The following is a 15,966-nucleotide window of genomic DNA, read 5'->3' as shown; positions in this document are numbered from 1 at the left end:
CGATAACTGTACCCGTCCCCGAGCTTGACATCGTGGGCAGGCTGTACTTACTCTGTGTACGTTCACAGACACTCAACGGGGAGTCATTTGCTCCTCGATCTGTGCACGTTCACAGACGTAGCATGAAGCAGGAGCAGATGACCACGCCAGTAGCCACCCCGGCCGTGACCCGTCAGGTCACCCCGACGACACCGTTCGTGCAGAACGGCATCGCCTACGGCTGTGACTACAACCCCGAGCAATGGGGTCCGGAAGTCTGGGCCGAGGACGTGCTCCTCATGCAGCAGGCCGGCGTCGACCTCGTCGCGATCAACATCTTCGGCTGGTCCGCCCTGGAGCCGGCCCCGGGGGAGTACGACTTCACCCTGCTCGACACCATCGTGGACCTGCTGCACGCTCACGGCATCCGGGTGAACCTGGGTACCGGCACCTCGTCGCCGCCGCCGTGGTTGACCACCCTGCACCCCGAGATCCTGCCGCAGACCGAAGACGGCACCACCCGCTACCCCGGCGGTCGCCAGGCCTGGTGCCCCAGCTCGCCGGTGTTCCGCGAGCACGCGCTGCGCCTGGTCGAGCAGGTCGCCAAGCGCTTCGGCGACCATCCCGCCGTGGCCCTCTGGCACGTCTCCAACGAACTCGGCTGCCACAACGCGCTCTGCTACGACGACGACACCGCCGCCGCGTTCCGGCTCTGGCTCGAGGCCAAGTACGGCACCATCGCCGCCCTCAACGCCGCCTGGGGCACCAGCTTCTGGAGCCAGCGTTACACCGACTGGGCCGAGGTGCACACCCCCAGGCTCACCCTCTCCAGCCGCAACCCCGGCCAGGTGCTCGACTTCCAGCGGTTCAGCTCCGACGAGCTGCTGGGCTACTACAAGGCCGAAGAAGCCGTCATCCGCCGGCACAGCAGCCTGCCTGTCACGACGAACTTCATGGTCGCCGCGCACATTCGCAACCTCGATTACTGGTCCTGGGCATCCGCCGTTGACGTGATCGCCAACGACCACTACCTCGATCACCGCCTCGCCGACCCCACCACCGAGCTGGCCTTCGCCGCCGACCTCACCCGCGGCCTGGCCGGCGGCGGCGCGTGGCTGCTGATGGAGCAGGCCACCAGCGCCGTCAACTGGCAGCCGCTGAACCTGGCCAAGACGCCGGGGGAGCTGACCCGCAACTCGCTGGCCCACGTGGCCCGCGGCGCCGAGGCGATCTGCTTCTTCCAGTGGCGCGCCTCCCAGCAGGGCTCGGAGAAGTTCCACTCCGCACTGGTGCCGCACGCCGGCACCGACACCGTTCTCTGGCGTGAAGTCGTTGAGCTGGGCGCCACCCTCGACAGGCTCGACGAGATCATCGGCACGCGCGTCGTCGCGGATGCCGCGATCCTGTTCAGCTGGGAGGCCTGGTGGGCCGGCGACGGCGAATCCCGGCCGTCGCAGTCGGTGACCTACCTCGAGCAGGTGCACGCCGCGTACACCGCGCTGCACAGGCTCGGCGTCACCGTCGACATCGTCTCCCCGGATGCCGACCTGGCCGGCTACAACCTCGTCGTCGTGCCCGCTCTCTACCTGGTCACCGACGCCCAGGCCGACAACCTGTCCGGTTACGTCGCCGCCGGTGGCCACACCCTGGTCACGTTCTACAGCGGCATCGTCGACGAAGACGACAGGGTGCGCCTCGGCGGCTACCCCGGCGCGTTCCGCGACCTGCTCGGCGTGCGCGTCGAAGAGTTCGTGCCGCTCCGCCCCGGCACCACCGTGGGCCTGGGCGCCCCGATCGGGCTGGCGGCCGGTGCCGCCGGGACCCTGTGGACCGAACGCCTGCAGCTGACCGGCGCGGAGGCCGTGGTGCACTACACCGACGGCGCCCTGCCCGGTGTGCCCGCGCTCACCCGCAACCGGCACGGCGCCGGCACCGCCTGGTACCTGGCCACCGCGCCAGACGCCGACACCTACCGCGACGTGCTCCGCACCATCGCCGGGCACGCTCACGTCACCGCGGTCGGTCCGGAGGGCGACGGCCTCATCGAGGTCATCCGCCGCGCCGCGCCCGGCCGCTCCTACCGCTTCATCATCAACCACGGCGACACCGACCTGGAGGTGAGCGCGGCGGGGGTCGAGCTCATCACCGGCGCCGACATCGCCCGCACCCTGCGCGTACCGGCCGGAGCCGTTCGCGTTCTCAGAGAGGACACCGCATCATGAGCGCACCAGCCCTTCCGGCCGCGGATGCCCGGCGTGCGGGTTCCCGCAGCCCGGCGCCCCGGCCCCGCAAGATCAAGGTCTCGCACCCGGGGGCGATCGCGATCTTCATCGTGCCGTTCGCCATCCTGTTCACCCTGTTCTACCTGCTGCCGATCGGCTACGCGATCTACCAGTCGCTGCTCGTGGTGGAGCGCGACGGCACCTTCGGCAAGGCCACCGAGGTGTTCGGAGGCCTGACCCAGTACATCCTGGTGTTCCAGAACGGACCGTTCTGGGAGTCGATCACCCGGGTGCTCGCCTTCGGTGTGGTGCAGGTTCCGGTGATGCTCGGCCTGGCGCTGCTGTTCGCGCTGCTGCTGGACAGCCCGCTGCTGCGCGGCAAGCGCTTCTTCAGGCTCGCCTTCTTCGTGCCGTACGCCGTGCCCGGCGTCATCGCCGCGATCATGTGGGGCTTCCTCTACTCACCCAACCTGTCGCCGTTCACGGCACTGACCAGCAACGTCAGCTTCCTCTCCGCCGACCTGGTTCTCTGGGCCATCGCGAACGTCGTCACCTGGGTCTACGTGGGCTACAACATGCTCATCATCTACTCGGCACTGCTGGCCATCCCCACCGAGATCTACGAGGCCGCCCGCCTCGACGGCGCCGGGCAGTTGCGCATCGCCTGGTCGATCAAGATCCCGCTGATCATGCCCGCGATCGTGCTCACCGGCATCTTCTCCATCATCGGCACCCTGCAGCTGCTCGCCGAGCCGCAGGTGTTCCGCTCCTTCAGCTCCGCGGTGACCAGCACCTTCACCCCGAACCTGATGGTCTACTCCACGTCCTCGATCCCCAACGTGAACCTCGCCGCCGCGTTCAGCGTGGTGCTGGCCCTGGCCACCTTCGTGCTCTCGTTCTCGTTCCTCAAGTTCACCCAGCGGAAGGAAGGCAAATGAGCGCCCTCACCGAGCCCGTCGCCGTCCCGACCAAGCGCGCGATGCGTCGCGCCGAGAACACGCCGAAGGGACCCAAGGAGAGCCCGCTCTCCCGCGTCGGCGCGATGACCGTGATGCTGGTCTTCACGCTCTACTTCCTCATCCCGATCTGGTGGCTGTTCGTCGCCGGCACCAAGAGCAGCTCCCAGTTCACCAGCACCAACCCGCTCTGGTTCGCCGACTTCAACCTGTTCGCCAACATCGGAAACCTGATCGCCTACCGTGACGGCGTCTTCCTCAAGTGGATGCTCAACAGCGCCCTCTACGCCGGCGCCGGCGCCCTGCTGGCCACCCTGTTCGCCGCCATGTGCGGTTACGCCCTGGCGAAGTACCGCTTCCCGGGCCGGGAACTCCTGTTCAATATCGTCCTCGGCGGGGTCCTCGTGCCCGCCACCGCGCTGGCGCTGCCGCTGTTCCTGATCTTCAGCCAGGTCAGCCTCACCAACACCTTCTGGGCGGTGTTCCTGCCCAGCCTGGTCAGCCCGTTCGGCGTGTACCTCACCCGCATCTTCGCTTCGGCCAGCGTGCCGGACGAACTGATCGAGGCCGCCCGCCTGGACGGCGCCGGCGAGGTGCGCACCTTCTTCACCGTCTCGGTGAAGCTGATGTTCCCCGCCCTGGTCACGGTGTTCCTCTTCCAGTTCGTGGCCATCTGGAACAACTTCTTCCTGCCGCTGATCATGCTCCGCGACGAGACCCTGTTCCCGGTCACCCTCGGTCTCTACGCCTGGAACTCGCAGGTCAACCAGATCCCCGAACTCCGCGGCTACGTGCTGATCGGCGCGCTGCTGTCGATCATCCCGCTGATCATCCTGTTCCTGCTGCTGCAGCGTTTCTGGCGCAACGGCCTCGGTGCGGGCAGCGTCAAGTAACCCCCTCGACTCCTTCCGACTGTTCACCCGGCTTAACCCCGCACCATCCGTGTCACCCTGCACCACTCCTTTTCAGCGAACACCCCAACAAAGGAAAACAATGCGAATCACCAAGAGAGCGGCCACCGTTGCCCTGCTCACCGCAGCCACGGTCGCCATGACCGGCTGCTCAGCCTCCGGCACCTCCAGCGACAGCGCCGACGCTGCTGCCTGCGAGCCCGCCGAGGGCAAGGTCGATCTGACCTTCACGTCCTGGATCCCCGGCATCGAAGAAGTCGTCGACGTCTGGAACGAGGCCAACCCCGACATCCAGGTGGCCGTGCAGACCGGCCCGAACGGCAACGGCGGCACCTACGCCAACTTCTTCAACCAGCTCGAGGCCGGCAATGCGCCCGACCTCGGCCAGATTGAATACGACGCGCTGCCCAACTTCCGCGTGCAGGACGGCCTGGTCAACCTCGCATCCTGCGACGGTGTGATGGACGCCAAGGCCGACTTCGTCGACTGGACCTGGGGCCAGGTCAGCTTCAACGAGGACGACGCCGTCTACGCCATCCCGCAGGACTCCGGCCCGATGGCCATGTTCTACCGGGCCGACCTCTTCGAGGCCAACGGCATCGCGATCCCCACCACCTGGGAAGAGTACGCCACCGCCGCCGAGCAGGTGCGGGCCACCGGCGCGTACATCACCAACTTCTCGCAGAGCGACATCAACCAGTTCGCCGGGCTCGTCTGGCAGGCCGGCGGAACCTGGTTCGGCAACGACGGCGAGAACTGGAACGTCGACCTCACCGGCGACGAGTCGATCTTGGTGGCCGACTACTGGCAGGACCTGATCGACCGGGACCTCGTCTCGACGCAGCCGCCGTGGACCACCGAGTGGGACAACGCCTACAACACCGGCGCGGCCTGGACCTGGAACTCCGCAGCCTGGGGTGCGAACTCCATCGCCAGCGGTGCGCCCGACACCGCTGGCAAGTGGGCCGTGGCCCAGTCCCCGCAGTGGGAAGCCGGCGATGAGGCCAGCGGCAACTGGGGTGGCTCGTCCACCGCAGTGTTCACCGGCTCCGAGCACCCGTACGAAGCCGCGCAGTTCGCCCTGTGGCTGAACAGCTCGAGCGAGTCGCTGACCATGCTCAACGAGGCAGCCAACCTGTACCCGGCCGCCAAGGCCGGCCTGGACCTGCCCGTGCTCAAGGAAGGCGTGGAGTTCTACGGCAACCAGCCCATCTACGACGAGTTCGCCGCCGCCTCCGGCCAGGTGTCGAGCGACTTCGTCTGGGGTCCGACCATGACCCAGACGTACAACGACGTCTCGGATGGCTTCAAGGCAGCCGTCAGCGGCAACGGCACCCTCGCCGAGGCCCTGACCACCGGTCAGAGCGCCACCGTCGACGCGCTCAAGGCGCAGTCGATTCCCGTCAAGGAGTAGCTGACCCGCTTTGCCCGTTACCCCGTACCGCCCGGTGCCTTCTCGCGCCGGGCGGTACGGTCGTGTGTGACGCGTGCGGATGCCTCGGCGTCGTGCCCGCCGCGTCGGTCGAGCTTGTCGAGACCTGGTGACTTAGTCTGTGGTTCGTTGGGCTGTCGGCTCACGGGGTCTCGACAGGCTCCACCAACGATCGGACGCCGTCCGCAGGTCCGCGTGCGATGTACTCAAACTCCTCCTTCATCCAACGAAGAAAGCAGTGTCATGATCCACCACCTCCGTGCCGCGGGCACCAGCCTTGTTCTCGACGCGTCCGGCAGCGGCACACCGGTGATCGTGCACTGGGGCGCCGACCTCGGCGAGCTGCCGGCGGCGGACCTCGCCGCGCTGGCCGCCGCGAGTGTGCCGCCCGTCGGCCCCAGTTCCCTCGACGTGCCGCTCCGCCTCAGCCTGCTGCCCGCCCTCGCCGAGGGCTGGAGCGGCCGGCCCGCGCTCGGCGGGTTCCGCACCGGCACGGGCACCCTCGACCCGGCGCTGGCGCTGGTGGCGGTGCACGAGGGCGGCGACAACACGCTGGTCATCGAGCTGGCGGATGCTGACGCATCCGTCACCGTCTCGACCGAGCTCGAACTCACCGTGCAGGGTGTGCTGCGCCTGCGGCACACCCTCACCAACAGCGGCGCCGGCACCCTCGAACTCGCCGGCCTCGATGCGATCCTGCCGGTGCCCGACCGGGCGGCCGAGCTGCTCGACTTCACCGGACTGTGGAGCCACGAACGGCGGCCGCAGCGCAGCATCCTCGGCCAGGGCGTCTGGAGCCGGGAGTCCCGGCACGGCCGGCCCGGCCACGACGACTCCTACCTCACCGTGGCCGGAACCCCCGGTTTCGGCTTCCGCCGTGGTGAGGTGTGGGCGGTGCACCTGGCGCACAGCGGCGACAAGGTGGTCTGGGCCGAACGCAGCGCGCTGGGCCACGCCGCCCTCGGCGCGGGTGAACTGCTCGCGCCCGGCGAGCTGAGCCTGGCCGCGGGAGCGAGCTACACCAGCCCGTGGACCGTGGCGGTGTACTCCGACGCGGGCCTGGACGGCCTCAGCGCCCGGCTGCACCCGTGGATCCGATCCTGGTCGACGATCACCGGCCCGCGCCCGGTGCTTCTGAACACCTGGGAGGCCGTGTACTTCGACCACGATCTGCCCACCCTGAGCCGCCTCGTCGACGCCGCCGCGCAGGTCGGCGTGGAACGGTTTGTACTCGACGACGGCTGGTTCTCCGGCCGTACCGACGACCAGCGAGCCCTCGGCGACTGGTTCGTCGACGCCGACAAGTGGCCCGAGGGCCTCCACCCGCTGATCGAGCGGGTGCACGCGGCCGGCCTGGACTTCGGCCTTTGGGTGGAGCCGGAGATGGTCAACCCCGACTCCGACCTGGCCCGGGTGCACCCGGACTGGCTGCTCGGCTCGGCATCCGCCCCCACCTGGCGCGGCCAGCGGGTGCTCGACCTGGCCAACCCGGATGCCTTCGCCTGGTTGCTCGAGCGCCTCACCGCGCTGTTGGCCGAATACCCCATCGCGTACCTCAAGTGGGACCACAACCGGGACCTGCTCGGCGGCTCCGTGCACCGGCAGACCGCCGCTCTGTACCGGCTGATCGACGCCGTGCGCGCCGCGCAGCCGGGCCTGGAGATCGAGTCCTGCGCGTCCGGCGGCGGACGCATCGACCTGGGCATCCTCGAACGGGTGGACCGGGTCTGGACCAGCGACACCAACGACCCGCTGGAACGCCAGCAGATCCAGCGCTACACGAGCGTGCTGGTGCCGCCGGAATACCTCGGCGGCCACCTCGGCGCCGCCACCGCGCACACCACCGGGCGTACCTCGGCGCTGGGCTTCCGGCTGGCCACCGCACTGTTCGGCAGTGCCGGCATCGAGTGGGACATCACCCAGGCATCCGCCGTCGAGCTCGACCAGATCGCGGCCTGGATCGCGATATACAAGGAGCACCGGGCGCTGCTGCACAGCGGCAACGTTGTGCACGCCGACGGGTCGGACCCGGCGATCGAACTGCACGGCGTGGTGGCCACGGATGGCTCCGCCGCCGTGTTCGCGCAGGTCGCGCTGGCCGCGCCGCGCACCGCGCTACCCGCCCCGATTCGGTTTCCCGGCCTGGACCCCGCCCGACGCTACCGGGTGCGACCGTTGCTCGTAGGACCGGTGCCGCGCACCGTGCAGACCGTGCCGCCGGCGTGGCTGGCTGCCGACGCGGGGGAGCTGGTGCTCACCGGCGCCGTGCTCGCCGAGGTGGGCCTGCCCGCCCCGCTCCTCACCCCCGAGCAGGCGGCCCTGTTCACCCTCGACGCGGTCTGACCGCGCCCTGAGCATCCGCGAAAGCGGCCATGTGGTCGCTTCGTGGGTGTCGTGGCAGCCACACGCCCGCTTTCGCGTGGGGGTGGATGCGGGAGTGGGTCGGGGTGGATCCGCGAGAGCGGTTATGTGGTTGCTTCGAGGGGGTCGTGGCAGCCACACGCCCGCTTTCGCGGAGGATGTGGGGCTGGGCAGCACTAACGTAAGGGGCATGACCGAGCAGACCTCGTCGCCGCGGCGCACAGTGCTGACGGGCGGGATCCTGGTCACCGGGGCCTCCGGCACCGTGGGGCAGGCCGTCGTGGATGCCCTGGCCGAGGCGGGCGAAACCGTGATCGCCGGCATGCGGGACCCCCGCGCGTGGATCGCCGAGGGCGCCCGGCGCGCCAGCGGCACCGCGGCCGGCCAGCAGCCCGCCGGGCCCGGCACTGCACGGATCGGCACAGCCCGACCCGGCAGTAAGCCGCTGCGGGCGCCCAACCAGAAGCCGGCACGCAACCCGGCCCACAAGCCGGGCGGCCTTCCCACCTCGCCGCCGCCCGGACGCACGGTCGGCGCGGCCGACGCATCCGCGGCCGCAACCGGCACAACCGGCGGCGGCGGGGCCATCGTGCGCGCCTTCGACTTCGCCGACCGCAGCACCTGGGCGCGCGCCCTCGCCGGCGTCGACAGGGTGTTCCTGCTCGTGCCGCCCACGATCGGCAACGTGGGGCGCACCCTCATCCCGTTCATCGACCAGGCGATGGAGGAGAGCGGAGTGCGGCAGATCGTGTTCCTGTCGGCGCCCGGTGTGCGGTTCGACACCCGGTCGCCGCATCACGTGGTGGAGCAGTACCTCAAGCGCACCCGCACGCCGCACACCATCCTGCGGCCGAACGTGCTGATGCAGACCCTGTCCACCCTGTACCGCGACGACATCCGCCTGCGCAGTGAAATCGTGCTGCCGGCCGGCGGGGCCAGGGTCGCGTTCGTCGACGCGACCGACGTGGGCCGCTGCGCCGCCCGGGTGCTCACCGAACCCGGTCATCTGGGCAAGTCATACTCCCTGGCGGGGGAGGAGTCGCTGAGCTTCCCGCAGGTGGCGGAGAGTCTCACCGAGGTGCTCGGTCGGCCCATCCGGTACACCGCCACGACCGAGGCCGAGTTCGCCGAGCTGGCGGCGAAACAGGGTGTGACCGGACCGGACATCGCTGCGCAGGCGAGTTGGTATCGGGCGGCGCGCCGGCGGCTGACCGCACTGCCGAATCGCGGCATCCGCCGGCTCACCGGTCGGCCGGCGACCACGCTGCGCGGTTTCATCGAGGACCACCGCCAGACCTGGCTCTGAAACGCCAGGACCGCCGGGGCTATGCGGTCGGCGCGCCGTCGACCTTGAGCACCGCGAAGGCCGCATCGAGCTCGACGTCGACGTCCTGACCGTTCTCGAGGGTGATCTCGACCTCGTAGGCGTGGTCGAAGTCGTCACTGCGCTCGACCTCGGTGACGGTGCCGACGGTGCCGGCGGGCAGGGTGGCGAGCGCCGCGGCCGAGGCGGCGTCGCGGTCGGCGTCGGTGACCGGGGTCATGGTGGCCGAGTCGTCAGTGCCGGTGCCGTCGGTGGCCGAGTCGTCGCTGCCGGTGTCGTCGCTGCGGCCGTCACCGTCGTCAGAGCCGGAGCCGGAGTTCGAGCCACTGCCGGTTCCCGGCACCGAGGTTGCGCCATCCGCGGGCAGGCCGTCGACCCAGAGCACGGCGAACTTCTCATCCAGCGCCACGTCGACATCGGTCCCATCGGCGAGGGTCACCTCCACCTCGTAGGCGTGCGGGTCGTTGTCGTCGCCGGACTCGGTGTCGGTGACCGTGCCGCTGCCCACGGCATCCAGCGCGGCGGCACTGGCCTTGTCGAGGGCGCTGCCGGTGAGCGGGCCGTCAGTTTCGAACGGGTCGGCGATGGCCAGGCCGGCGCCGCCCACCACGAGAACGGCGGCAACGGCTGCACCGGTGATCCAGATGGTCTTCTTCTTCATGGTGTGTCCCTTGTTCGTGAGTGCCACGGCTGCCGTGGCTGATAAGCCCACTGTGCCAAGCCACCGCTGAAGCCAGGCTGAAGCCCGCTGAAGGCCGCTTCAGAAACGAGGTCAGGCCTCGGCAACAGCGGGCAGGCGCACCTCGAACCGGGCGCCGCCCAGAGCGCTGTCGACGATGCGCACGGTGCCGCCATGCGCCTGCACGCTCTCCCGAACGATGGCCAGGCCCAGCCCGGTGCCGCCGGACGCCCGTGCCCGGGATTCGTCCAGCCGCACGAAGCGCTCGAACACGCGGTCGCGCTCGCCGGGCGGCACCCCGTGGCCGTCGTCCTCCACGGTCAGCAGCGCCAGCCCGTCGACCAGGCCGAGCGACAGGCTCACCCGCCCGGAGGCGTGTTGGGCGGCGTTGTCGACGAGGTTCCGCACCACCTGGCCGAGCAGGTTCTGGTCACCGTGCACCCGGGCCGCACTCACCCCGGTGCTGTCGATGCTGAGCGCCATGGTGTCGCGCAGCCGGCGGGCCTCGGCGAGCATCAGGTCGTCCAGGTCCACGGCCGTACCGGTCGTCGTGGCACTGCGCTCGGACACCCGCGCCAGCAGCAGCATCCCCGCCACCAGCCGCTCCAGCCGGTCGCCCTCGTCGAGAACGGCCTCGGACAGGTCGCCGAGGTTGACCCTGTCGGGATGCGCCTGGGCCACCTCGGCGTACTGGCGCAGCGACGCGAGCGGGGAGCGGAGCTCGTGCGAGGCATCCGAGACGAACTGCCGTTGGGCGCGCTGGGAGGTGTCGAGCCTGTCGAGCATGCTGTTCATGGTGTGCGCGAGCCGGCCGATCTCGTCGTCGCGGCCGGGGTCGTTGATGCGGCGCTCGAGGTTGGTGGCAGTGACGGCGTCGACCTCCCGGCGCATCCGTTCGACAGGGGCCAGCGCCCGGCTCACCACGATCCAGGTGAGCAGCGCGACGATCCCGGTCAGCAGCGGCACGGCTCCGGCCAGCAGCACGCCGACCGTGGCGACGGCCTCGTCGACGTTCTCCAGCGAGCGGCCGGCGACGACGGTGGCGTCGTCGTGGTCTTCGGCCACGACCAGGTAGTCGGTGTCTTCGTCTGGTACCCGGATGGTCTGCGCGTCGTCGTCGCCGTCGATGCCCAGCTGCCGGCCCTCGAGCGCCTCGCTGGCGGCGAGGAGCGTGCCGGAGCCGTCGGTGATCTGGAAGAGCACGTCGTCATCGTCGGCGTCGAGGCCGCTCAGACCGCTGCCGGTGTCGAGCTCGGTCTCGATCTGCTCGAGGTCGCGTTCCACGGCCGTGTGCAATTCGTCCAGCAGCACACCGCGGAGCACCAGCGCGAACACGACCGCGCCGCCGACCAGCGTTGCGGCAACGATCGCGGTGGACACCAGGGTGATCCGGCCGCGCAACGACCGGCCGCGGGCCCGCTTAGCCACCGTTGGCCGCCAACCGGTAGCCGGCACCGCGCAGGGTCTCGATCGCGGCCCGGTCGAACGGCCGGTCCACCTTGTTGCGCAGGTGCCGCACGTACACCTCCACGATGTTGGGGTCACCCTCGAAGTCGAAGTCCCAGACGTTGTCGAGCACGTCACGCTTGCTCACGACGGTGCCCCGGTTGCGCATGAGGTATTCGAGCACCGCGAATTCCCGGGCAGTGACGTCAACGGATGCGTCGCCCCGGCTGACCCGGCGGGTGGCGGGGTCGAGGTGCAGGTCGCCGGCGCGCAGCACGGTGGGCCTGGCGCTGGTGCCGCGGCGGATCAGGGCGCGCATCCGGGCCAGCAGCACGGCGGAGGAGAACGGTTTGGTGAGGTAGTCGTCGGCGCCGGTGTCGAGGGCCTCGACCTGGTCCCACTCGCCGTCCTTGGCGGTGAGCATCAGGATCGGGGTCCAGTTCTGCTCGGCCCGCAGGGTCTCGCAGACCCTGTAGCCGCTCTGGCCCGGCAGCATGATGTCGAGCAGGATGACCGCGTACTCGTTCTCGCGGGCCAGCCAGAGCCCATCCGGACCGGTGCCGGCGATATCGACCGCGAAGCCCTCGGCCTCGAGGCCGCGCTTGAGCCCGGTCGCGAGCCGCACCTCGTCCTCCACCACCAGCACGCGCATCCGGCCCCCTCGTCAGTAGGTCGGCCGCACGGCCGCCGCTGCCAGTCTGGCCGATGCCGCTGAAGGCAAGCTGAAACTGCTGTGACCGGCCCGGATGCTGCTGGATCGTCGGTCCTGGGCGGTTCGTTCGCGGACTTCCCGCCTTCGTTGCGGAGACGAAGGCGGGAAGTCCGCAAATGAGTGGGCGCCGTGACGTGGGTGTGTCCCGCCGGTCGGCCTGTCCTCACGGCTCGATAAAAATCTGCTGGTCAAGGCGGGGTTATCTGCGGAGGAGCCCAGCCCGGCGCTAGGGTGTTGGCATGACGTCTGCAGCAGAGTCTCTGGTTCACATCGACCATTTCCGGATGGATTTCGCCGGCACCACGGTCATCGAGGACCTCTCCTTCGATGTGCAGCGCGGCGAGACGTTCGGGTTCCTCGGGTCCAACGGCTCCGGCAAGACCACCACGCTGCGGGCGCTGCTGGGCATCTACCTCCCGACTGCCGGCATCCTGCATATCGATGGGCGCCCGTTCACGCCGGAGTCCGGCATCCGGCTGGGCTATCTCCCCGAAGAACGTGGACTCTATAAGAAGGAATCCGTTCTCCCCGTGATGACGTACTTCGGCCAGCTCAAGGGTCTGAGTAAAAAAGCCGCGGTGGCCTGGTCGACGAACTATCTCGAGAGGGTGGGGCTGGGGGATAAGGCGAAGGTCCGGGTGGACAAGCTCTCCGGCGGTCAGCAGCAGAAGGTTCAGCTCGGTGTCACGATCATGAACGACCCGGAGCTGCTGATCCTGGACGAGCCCACGAAGGGGTTCGACCCGGTGAACCGGCGACTGCTGATGGACATCATCGAGGACCAGAAGAAGGCCGGTGCCACGGTGCTGATGGTCACTCACCAGATGGAGGAAGTCGAGCGGCTGTGCGACCGGGTGATCCTGTTGAAGGGCGGCCGGGCGGAGGCCTACGGCACAATCCCTGAGGTGCAGAACCAGTACGGCGGCACGATGATCCGGGTCGGCTACTCCGGCGAGATACCCGCATCTGGGCACTACGAGATCAGCCTCCGCGACCGCAACTACGCCGAACTCACCCTCATCGGCACCGTCGATGAGGCCTTGATCTTGCGCGACCTGGTCGATGCCGGCGTTCTGATCCGGAGTTTCACCACGAGCAAGCTCTCGCTCGAGGAGATCTTCGTCAGCGTCTATGGCGACCAGAACGAAATGGCAGGTGCCTGAGATGGGTCAGCACAATCTCCGTACGGTCATCGGGTTCGAAGTGGGCCGTACCCTGGGCAAAAAGAAGTTCTGGGTCATCACCCTGCTGGTGCCGATTGCGATCGGCATCGTGGTGGGCCTGGTGACCCTGGGCAACACGTCGTCGATGAGTGACATCGATGCCCAGTCAGACGCGAAGCTCACCTTCACCTACAGCGACGCATCCGGTTATGTCGACCCGGCCGTGGCGGCAGCCTTGGGCGGTACGCCGGTCACGGATGACGCATCCGCGATCGCCGACGTGAAGGCGGGCGAGGAGGACGCCCATTTTGTGTACCCGGCGGACCCGGCCACAACCCCGACCCAGGTGTATGGGATCGACAAGGGCCTGTTCGGCAACGGCGAGTATGACGGTGTCGCGACCCAGGTGCTGATCACCAGCGCCCAGGACCAGATCGGGGATCCGGCGCTGACAACGATGGCGCAGGGCGACGTGTCGGTGACCTCCACCACCTACACAGACGGGGAGGAAGCGGCCGGGTTCATGGGCGTGATCCCGCCGCTGATCTTCCTGGCGATGTTTTTCCTGACCTTCACCCTGCTCTCCAACCAGATGCTCACCAGCACCCTGGAAGAGAAGGAGAACCGGGTCACGGAGATGATCCTCACCACCCTGAACCCCACCGCCCTGATCAGCGGGAAGATCATCTCGGTCTTCATCGTCGGCTTCGTGCAAGTGCTGGTATTCCTCGTGCCGGTGGCGGTCGGTTACCTGTTCTTCCGCACGTCGTTGAACCTGCCGGAGGTGGATCTCGCCAGTTTTACCTTTGATCCCGGCCAGATGATCGTCGGCGCGCTGCTGGCCCTGGGCGGGTTCGCCCTGTTCACGGGCACCGCGGTCGCGATCGGGGCGGTGATGCCCAACGCGAAGGATGCCGGCGGCTGGTTCACCGCGCTGATCATCCTGATGATCGTGCCGCTCTACTCGGTATCGCTGGTGCTGTCGGATCCGCACAGCGCCGTCGTGCAGGTGTTCACCTACTTCCCCTATTCGGCGCCGATCACCGCGATGCTCCGCAACGCGTTCGGCTCCCTCGCGGGCTGGGAAGCGGCCATCGTCATCACGGAGCTGTTCCTCCTCAGCGCTGTCGTGCTGCAGCTCGCGGTGCGGCTGTTTCGGTACGGGTCCATCGAGTACACGAACAGGGTGTCGTTCAAGACCGTGTTCGCCGGGCGCACGGCCAGGAGCCTCGCTCGGGGCTGAGTTCCTCGTGGCCGCACCACTCAGTTGCGGACTTCCCCCTTCGTTGCGCTGACGAAGGCGGGAAGTCCGCACATCAACTCGCGGTCGGCGCGGTGAGGAGCCCCACGAGCACGTCGAGCGCCCTCCCCAGCTCGAGATCCGTCGGGGTGCCGTAGCCGAGCACCAGGCCGTGCTGCCCTCGGGCTAGAACCGCGTAGTCGGCCAGCGACGCGACCCGCACCCCGCGCGCGGCGGCCTGCGTGACGAGAGCGGAGGCATCCGCCCCGGTGTGCACCACCACATGCAGCCCGCCGTCGAGGCCGGTCAGCCGCACGCCGGGCAGCGCGCCGAGCCTGCCGATCACCAGGGCGCGGCGGTGGGCGTATTCGCGGCGCACCCTGGTGACATTGCGGGCCAGGCCGCCGCTGTCGAGGTAGCGGGCGAGGGCCGCCTGCTGCACCCCGGAGACCGACGGGCCGAGGTCGTCCCGCACCTGGCGCAGCGCCGCACCGAGGGGCCCGGTGGCCACGATGTAGCCGCAGCGGATCCACGGGGTGACGGTCTTGGAGAAGCTGCCGACCAGCGCGACTCGCCCCGACCCGTCGAGGGTGGCGAGGGCGGGCAGCGGCATCGCGTCGAAACGGAACTCGCTGTCGTAGTCGTCCTCGATGATCACGGCATCCGTGGCCCGCGCCCAGTCGAGCAGATCGAGGCGACCCTGCACCGAGAGGCTGCTGCCCAGGGGGTACTGGTGGCTCGGGGTCACCAGCACCGCGTGCGGCCTCGGCGCGAGGGCGGCGAGCTCGGCCAGGTTGATGCCGTTCTCGTCGGTGTGCACCGGCCGGATGAGGGCGCCCACCCGGCGCAGCACCCGCCGGGCGGTGGGGTAGCCCGGGTCCTCGACGGCGATGTGTGGGGTGAACCTGGGTGGGTCGGCCGGAGCGGCATCCGCGGGGGTCGCGAGAGCGAGTCCGATGCCGGCGAGGGCGTCGCTGGTGCCGGCCGTGACGATCACGTCAGCCGGCTGGCAGGCCAGGCCGCGGGTTCGCCGCACGTGCTCGGCGATCGCGGTGCGCAGCTCGAGGGTGCCGTTCGCGGGCGGTGAGTCACTGCGACCGGACGCCGACACGGCGGCGCGCCAGGCGGCGGTCCAGGCCGGGTCGACGAGGGTGCGGGTCGACGGATGCCCGGGGGTCAGGTCGAGGAGCGGCCGCGCGCTGGGTAGGCCGGCCGGAGGGGTCGCCGGAGGTTTTGGCGATGGGGTCCCGGTTGGGGGTCGCTCCACCATCACCCGGGTCGCCGAGCCGGGTCGGGCCAACAGGTAGCCCTCGCCGGCGAGCTGGTCGTACGCGGCGACGACGGTGCCGCGCGACACCCGCACCGAGGCGGCGAGGGCGCGCGTCGAGGGTAGGGCCTCATCGTGGCGCAGCGTTCCGTCGAGGATGGCCCGCCGGAGGGCCGTGGCCAGCTGCGCCGCGAGGGGGAGCGTGGCCCCGCGGTCGAGCAGGATCGGCAGCTCGTGTGCGTTCATGATCGGTCCTTGTTCTTGTGGTGCTCCG

At 69.3% G+C, this 15,966-nt stretch carries 12 protein-coding genes; 8 read left to right on the top strand and 4 right to left on the bottom strand.

The features are described from left to right. The first annotated feature begins 137 nt into the window (after positions 1–137). From E3O60_RS06175 to E3O60_RS06150, 6 genes are all read left to right on the top strand, one after another. Positions 138–2,201, top strand: a complete 2,064-nt coding sequence (locus tag E3O60_RS06175; protein WP_134497497.1) for a beta-galactosidase — start codon at positions 138–140, stop codon at positions 2,199–2,201. After that, complete coding sequence (locus E3O60_RS06170; protein ID WP_088456948.1) at positions 2,198–3,139, top strand: carbohydrate ABC transporter permease; 942 nt, start codon at positions 2,198–2,200, stop codon at positions 3,137–3,139. The genes E3O60_RS06175 and E3O60_RS06170 overlap by 4 nt, the downstream gene beginning before the upstream one ends. Next, the gene (locus tag E3O60_RS06165) at positions 3,136–4,050 is read left to right on the top strand and encodes a carbohydrate ABC transporter permease (protein ID WP_165787860.1); all 915 of its coding nucleotides are present in this window, start codon (positions 3,136–3,138) and stop codon (positions 4,048–4,050) included. Before E3O60_RS06170 ends, E3O60_RS06165 begins: the two co-directional genes overlap by 4 nt. Before the next feature lie 100 nt (positions 4,051–4,150). Next, a complete protein-coding gene (locus E3O60_RS06160) occupies positions 4,151–5,482 on the top strand; it encodes an ABC transporter substrate-binding protein (RefSeq protein WP_134497495.1) in 1,332 nt (443 codons plus the stop codon). A gap of 261 nt (positions 5,483–5,743) precedes the next feature. Beyond that, positions 5,744–7,843 carry an alpha-galactosidase gene (locus tag E3O60_RS06155; protein WP_134497493.1) on the top strand — a complete coding sequence of 700 codons (2,100 nt, stop codon included), beginning with the start codon at positions 5,744–5,746 and terminating at the stop codon, positions 7,841–7,843. Positions 7,844–8,051: 208 nt separating this feature from the next. Next, the gene (locus tag E3O60_RS06150) at positions 8,052–9,167 is read left to right on the top strand and encodes an NmrA family NAD(P)-binding protein (RefSeq protein WP_166788775.1); all 1,116 of its coding nucleotides are present in this window, start codon (positions 8,052–8,054) and stop codon (positions 9,165–9,167) included. A gap of 19 nt (positions 9,168–9,186) precedes the next feature. Here E3O60_RS06150 and E3O60_RS18700 read toward each other — a convergent pair whose 3' ends face one another. From E3O60_RS18700 to E3O60_RS06130, 3 genes are all read right to left on the bottom strand, one after another. After that, the gene (locus E3O60_RS18700) at positions 9,187–9,846 is read right to left on the bottom strand and encodes a PepSY domain-containing protein (protein WP_194087777.1); all 660 of its coding nucleotides are present in this window, start codon (positions 9,844–9,846) and stop codon (positions 9,187–9,189) included. A gap of 111 nt (positions 9,847–9,957) precedes the next feature. Beyond that, complete coding sequence (locus tag E3O60_RS06135) at positions 9,958–11,292, bottom strand: cell wall metabolism sensor histidine kinase WalK (RefSeq protein WP_241993213.1); 1,335 nt, start codon at positions 11,290–11,292, stop codon at positions 9,958–9,960. Continuing rightward, positions 11,285–11,962, bottom strand: coding sequence for a response regulator transcription factor (locus tag E3O60_RS06130; RefSeq protein WP_088456943.1), 678 nt, complete (start codon positions 11,960–11,962; stop codon positions 11,285–11,287). Before E3O60_RS06130 ends, E3O60_RS06135 begins: the two co-directional genes overlap by 8 nt. 299 nt (positions 11,963–12,261) lie before the next feature. On the opposite strand from E3O60_RS06130, the gene E3O60_RS06125 reads away from it, so the two are divergent. Both E3O60_RS06125 and E3O60_RS06120 read left to right on the top strand, forming a co-directional pair. Continuing rightward, positions 12,262–13,185 (top strand): ABC transporter ATP-binding protein, encoded by a 924-nt coding sequence (locus E3O60_RS06125; protein ID WP_241993212.1) that lies wholly within the window; start codon positions 12,262–12,264, stop codon positions 13,183–13,185. A 1-nt stretch (position 13,186) separates the two neighbouring features. Next, positions 13,187–14,428: an ABC transporter permease gene (locus E3O60_RS06120; RefSeq protein WP_134497491.1), complete on the top strand. Its 1,242-nt coding sequence runs from the start codon at positions 13,187–13,189 to the stop codon at positions 14,426–14,428. A 73-nt stretch (positions 14,429–14,501) separates the two neighbouring features. Here the strand turns inward: E3O60_RS06120 and E3O60_RS06115 are convergent, their stop codons facing one another. Continuing rightward, positions 14,502–15,938 carry a PLP-dependent aminotransferase family protein gene (locus E3O60_RS06115; protein ID WP_241979968.1) on the bottom strand — a complete coding sequence of 479 codons (1,437 nt, stop codon included), beginning with the start codon at positions 15,936–15,938 and terminating at the stop codon, positions 14,502–14,504. Positions 15,939–15,966: the final 28 nt, after the last annotated feature.

Source organism: Cryobacterium sp. TMB1-7, assembly GCF_004402435.1.
GTDB classification, from domain to species: domain Bacteria; phylum Actinomycetota; class Actinomycetes; order Actinomycetales; family Microbacteriaceae; genus Cryobacterium; species Cryobacterium zongtaii.
Note: the sequence above shows the minus strand (reverse complement) of the source record. Positions and strands in the feature narration are given on the sequence as shown.

Excerpts from the sequence above, each read along its gene's own strand:
- E3O60_RS06125 (WP_241993212.1), top strand. The coding sequence starts at position 12,262 with ATGACGTCTGCAGCAGAGTCTCTGGTTCACATCGACCATTTCCGGATG.
- E3O60_RS06165 (WP_165787860.1), top strand. The coding sequence starts at position 3,136 with ATGAGCGCCCTCACCGAGCCCGTCGCCGTCCCGACCAAGCGCGCGATG.
- E3O60_RS06150 (WP_166788775.1), top strand. The coding sequence starts at position 8,052 with ATGACCGAGCAGACCTCGTCGCCGCGGCGCACAGTGCTGACGGGCGGG.
- E3O60_RS06160 (WP_134497495.1), top strand. The coding sequence starts at position 4,151 with ATGCGAATCACCAAGAGAGCGGCCACCGTTGCCCTGCTCACCGCAGCC.
- E3O60_RS06175 (WP_134497497.1), top strand. The coding sequence starts at position 138 with ATGACCACGCCAGTAGCCACCCCGGCCGTGACCCGTCAGGTCACCCCG.
- E3O60_RS06155 (WP_134497493.1), top strand. The coding sequence starts at position 5,744 with ATGATCCACCACCTCCGTGCCGCGGGCACCAGCCTTGTTCTCGACGCG.
- E3O60_RS06120 (WP_134497491.1), top strand. The coding sequence starts at position 13,187 with ATGGGTCAGCACAATCTCCGTACGGTCATCGGGTTCGAAGTGGGCCGT.
- E3O60_RS06170 (WP_088456948.1), top strand. The coding sequence starts at position 2,198 with ATGAGCGCACCAGCCCTTCCGGCCGCGGATGCCCGGCGTGCGGGTTCC.
- E3O60_RS18700 (WP_194087777.1), bottom strand. The coding sequence starts at position 9,846 with ATGAAGAAGAAGACCATCTGGATCACCGGTGCAGCCGTTGCCGCCGTT.
- E3O60_RS06130 (WP_088456943.1), bottom strand. The coding sequence starts at position 11,962 with ATGCGCGTGCTGGTGGTGGAGGACGAGGTGCGGCTCGCGACCGGGCTC.
- E3O60_RS06115 (WP_241979968.1), bottom strand. The coding sequence starts at position 15,938 with ATGAACGCACACGAGCTGCCGATCCTGCTCGACCGCGGGGCCACGCTC.